Consider the following 4,395-nt stretch of genomic DNA (forward strand, 5'->3'; position numbering starts at 1 on the left):
ATATGTTTCATAATCATATTAGTAACATAATAAAAGAAATCATCCATTTTTCTCTCATAAGCTTTAGAAGCAATTGTTAATAAATCTTCGAAATCCATGTTTAGGTCTAATAAATGTGGATTTTGCAAAATATTTTCAAATGTAGCTTGTCCTGAAGCTACAACTGCGCATCTTGCATATAAGAATGCATCAGGTGAGAAATATTGTTCATTATTTTGTAATTGTTGAGCATGAGTTGGTGTATCCAGTAGGAATAGTTTATGGCTCAATGTTTCAGCGAAGGAATAAATCTTATCTAAAGGTTCTTCACGTAATTTTTTTATTACACTATTTACATTCTTTTTAATGGGTTTATTCCGTTTTCCTTGCAATAAATCAATAAAACTCCAAAATTGAAGTTCCTCCATCATCGGATAAGATTCTGTTTTACTTTCGGTATCACTTTCATTCAGTAAGTCAAAAATTTCATCAAGTGTACCAATTCCATTCAACTGCATTTCTCTTATGACTGGAGTTATTGGTATGGAATACTTCCAAGGTCCTCCGAATAAAGAGCATTCCATTTCCTCTTCTTCTTTTGTTAATGCTACTGTACCAATTTTTTTGAAATTTTCAGAAGGATACCCATCAACCCATAATAAGTAAGTATCAACTTCATCTACAGCTATAGTAGGATCAATATTGTCAGGATCTTGGAAAGCAGGATCTTTAAAAAACTCATATATTTCAGGGTCATTTAATGTTGGAATCTTATCATCATAATAGTCTGTCAACATTAATAAAAACGATCCATAATCTTTTCTTAATACTTTATAGGCTCCCCACTTACCTGCTCCCCACTTACCTTTTTGTAATTGAACAGCATAAATATCGCCCCTATCAATTTTTGGATTCTTACTCTTCATATTTGTCTCCTATCTAACTTATATCATTTTTAGTAGAGGCTTTGAAGTTACATGTTTACCTTCTCGTAAGTCTAAATAATCGTCAGGTTTAAATCCTCCTTCAATGGGTTAGGAATCCCTCTTCCACCTAGACCATTCTCCCTCATATTTAAACAGTACCTTTTGGTTTATACCATTTCACTTAATTTTTCAAGCTGTGTTTTGCTTTTTAATCCATATCGATTCGCCCATGTTATATAACTCCCTTCACCCTTCAAATAACTACGAACTACTTAACTCATCTGAGTGATAATTTCTTCTTGACACTATAAAATCACCTATAAATAGTAGTGTACCACTTACAATTACTTGTAGCGGTTTTATACTGTCTATTTATAGAGGATAATATCCATACACAGATTAAAATTGCCTCTAATTCCGAATAACCTTCAAATGTTGAATAAATATTAGAATATAACCGAATTATGTATCCTTAATACTTCTATAACTTCCACGATTCCACATTAGAATATGTTTCATAATCAGCAGAGTATTTATAAAAAATAAAAGTCTGAATTATATACTTTTATTATAGATTTTCGTATAAAAAAGACACTTCCTATTTATTTATCAGTTTAGGAAGTGTCATCTTAATATTTGTTAATAGCCTTTTTCTATTTGTCTTTAAATGAAATATATACTGATAGTAAACCATTCAATGCCAATAGAGACACCATTATGATCATGAGGAATGCCATATCAGCAGTAAATACTTTTATAGTATGCCATGGTGACGCCACTATATAAGTTAGCAACGGAATGACAGCAATTGCTAGCAGCAAACAAATGAATCCAGAGATACGCCATGCAATTCTTTTACGGACTTTGCCTGATTTAATCTTTATTAATTGATAAATGAACATTACAAAAAGTAGGCTTACAATTACTATTGTAACTAGCTGGATTATCGAATTATATGGAGGTATTTCAACTGGATCATCACCATTTAATATATTTATTATCCCTTGTTTGAGATATACAAGTTGATATTCTTCGAAAGTATGATTTTTATTAGTAAGAATCACTCCACCCCAACCTGTTTCAGGTATGGAAAACAGTTCTGCATGTGAATCAGGAGTTGAACCTGAATGCCAAATCATTCTGTCCTTAGAATCTGGATTTGTGATTCTTAAACCAAGGCTATAGTAGCGATCTTCACCAGTTTGAACTTGAGGAGATACATAGAGATTCATCGTATCTTCATTTAAAAACGTTTTGTTTTCTTGCTGACTTAAGAATTTTATGTATTGAACCATATCTTCTGCACTTGCGGCTATGTATCCATATGGTGCTCCTCCATTATCATATGTTACCGAACTTTTAACCGGAAATCCTAACCACGACTGATAACCTGCTAAATATCCTCTATTATAAGCAGTATCATTATCAGCTGCTGCATTTTTCATGCCTAATGGTAAAAATACTTCCTGTTCCATGTACTTAGAATATGTTTTGTTGGTAACCTCTTCGATGAGAGTGCCTAGTATCAGAAAATTCGCATTACTATAGTGATATTTGTCTCCTGGAGGTGCAGTAAGCTCAACTTTTGATAGATCTTTTACATTATTCTTGATTGCATCAAAATTTTTAGATTCTCTGTCTGATATTAATAGACCAGAATATGTACTGATTCCACTTGTATGAGTAAGTAAATGTTTAATTGTAATTTGAGATGCTGCCTTTTTATCTTTTAGTGTAAACCATGGGATATACTTTTGAACTGGGTCCTCAAGGTCGACCATACCTTCTTCCATTAACTTCATTATAGCTAATCCGGTTAATGATTTACTTATCGATCCAATAGTAAAAGGCGTTTTAGTTGTTACTTTTTCCTCGGTTTCTCCCGTTACGCCCCATGCTTTTGAGTAAAAAATATCATTTTCATGGACAATAGCAATTGAAGCTCCCGGAATCCGATATTCTTCTAAAAAGTTTTCTATATAAGTGTCTAATTTTGTCTTGATGTTTTGTTCTGCTGAGATTTGTGAGATTGGTAGAAAAAGAGTAAATGAAAATAATAAGAAACTTACCAATATATATTTTGTGAAAATTGAGACTATTTTCATTAAATGTTTTCTCCTGATTTTTATTTTTTTTTCACAAAGAACATAACAAGCATGGCAACTAATAAAGAAATAGAAATGCTAGAGATCATTAATATGGCATTCCACCACGAATTATCTGATATCCGATAAAAGATGTTATAGTCAAACGAATCATTGGTATTTAACGGACTAAATGAATCTGTTAAAAAAATAGATAATATTAGCTGGGAGCCAAGGTAGGTACCGATTAATGTGAAAATACCTATTGCAAATAAAAATCCTGTTCTACTTTTAGTCTTTCGTATCTGTTTTATTTCAGAATGTAGATCTATTCCATTAATTTCTAAGAAGTCTTTAACAAATGTTGTTGTATCACCTAATTCATATATACCATCTTCACCGTGTTCACGAGATTCTTGAATATGTTCTAAAATCTGCTGTTTAATATTTCTTCTATCCTTTGAACTTATTTGATATTCCTTTAGCTCTTCAAGAACTTCATTTAAAAAATGTTTTTCTGCTATGCTCATTTCACTGTTCATTCCAAAAGATCTCCTTTCAAACCTTCTTGCAATAGGGACTTTATATCTTTTTGTAACTCTAACCACTCATTAATTTTTATTTGTAAATACAATTTCCCTTTCTCATTGATTTCATAATACACTCTAACCTTTCCACTTTCTGTCATTTCACGAGAAGTATCGACCCATTCTTGATCCTTAAGCTTAGTCAAAATGGGATATATGCTTCCTACTCCTTTCAATTTTAGATTGTGTTTTTCTAACTCTTTCATAATTTCATAACCATAGCTTTTTCCTTTTGACAAAATCGATAATACACACATTTCTAAGTGACCTTTAATTAAACTTGTTCTATCCATAGGATAAATTTAACTAACAGAATTATATACTTCTTTCAAGTATATAATTCTAACAATAATAAATTGTTTTGCAATTAACCTATTTTTTTATCCCTTTTTAAAATGATTTTTTGACGCTCATGAAGGCAAAAAAAGCATGAGACCGGTATATTACCGAGCCCATGCCCATAACTTAATCAATGAACTTTCAAGAGGTTTCAATAAGAAACCGCTTCTTGTTATTTAGATTCATATTTATTTTCATCGTCGAATCGAAGTAAATCACCGTAGATAACCCTATCAGAGAGTTCCAGTTCTTTTTTTGCTTTTTCTATATATGGTTCTACGAGGCTTGTATCTTCAATTTGCTCACCTGTTTTCTTATCGTATAGCTTTTCTCTTGTATACACATAATCTTTTGTAATGAAACTTCCATCACGTAAGACCGTGAATTCTAAGTTATCTTCAGAGAATACATCTGATCCAAATTCAATATTACCCTTTGTATCAATTCCCAGCAAATGCAATAATGTTGGTTTAACATCAA

At 31.6% G+C, this 4,395-nt stretch carries 4 protein-coding genes and 1 pseudogene; all 5 read right to left on the bottom strand.

The window, feature by feature from the left end; genetic code table 11:
• Positions 1–905: DUF4240 domain-containing protein (locus tag V7014_RS22650; RefSeq protein WP_335510592.1), on the bottom strand; the 905-nt coding region annotated here is incomplete at its 3' end.
• A 653-nt stretch (positions 906–1,558) separates the two neighbouring features.
• The gene (locus tag V7014_RS22655) at positions 1,559–3,010 is read right to left on the bottom strand and encodes a serine hydrolase domain-containing protein (protein ID WP_335510594.1); all 1,452 of its coding nucleotides are present in this window, start codon (positions 3,008–3,010) and stop codon (positions 1,559–1,561) included.
• A gap of 20 nt (positions 3,011–3,030) precedes the next feature.
• On the bottom strand, positions 3,031–3,531 hold the full coding sequence (locus V7014_RS22660; RefSeq protein WP_335510597.1) for a hypothetical protein: 501 nt from the start codon (positions 3,529–3,531) through the stop codon (positions 3,031–3,033).
• Positions 3,528–3,869, bottom strand: coding sequence for a PadR family transcriptional regulator (locus V7014_RS22665; protein ID WP_335510599.1), 342 nt, complete (start codon positions 3,867–3,869; stop codon positions 3,528–3,530). Before V7014_RS22665 ends, V7014_RS22660 begins: the two co-directional genes overlap by 4 nt.
• Positions 3,870–4,087: 218 nt before the next feature.
• A pseudogene (locus V7014_RS22670) lies at positions 4,088–4,395 on the bottom strand (hypothetical protein); the annotation flags it as partial.

Origin of the sequence: Bacillus sp. JJ722 (genome assembly GCF_036963345.1) — a bacterium.
Taxonomy (GTDB): domain Bacteria; phylum Bacillota; class Bacilli; order Bacillales; family DSM-1321; genus Bacillus_AD.

Coding starts and splice junctions, on each gene's coding strand:
- V7014_RS22660 (WP_335510597.1), bottom strand. CDS start 3,531: ATGAACAGTGAAATGAGCATAGCAGAAAAACATTTTTTAAATGAAGTT.
- V7014_RS22665 (WP_335510599.1), bottom strand. CDS start 3,869: ATGGATAGAACAAGTTTAATTAAAGGTCACTTAGAAATGTGTGTATTA.
- V7014_RS22655 (WP_335510594.1), bottom strand. CDS start 3,010: ATGAAAATAGTCTCAATTTTCACAAAATATATATTGGTAAGTTTCTTA.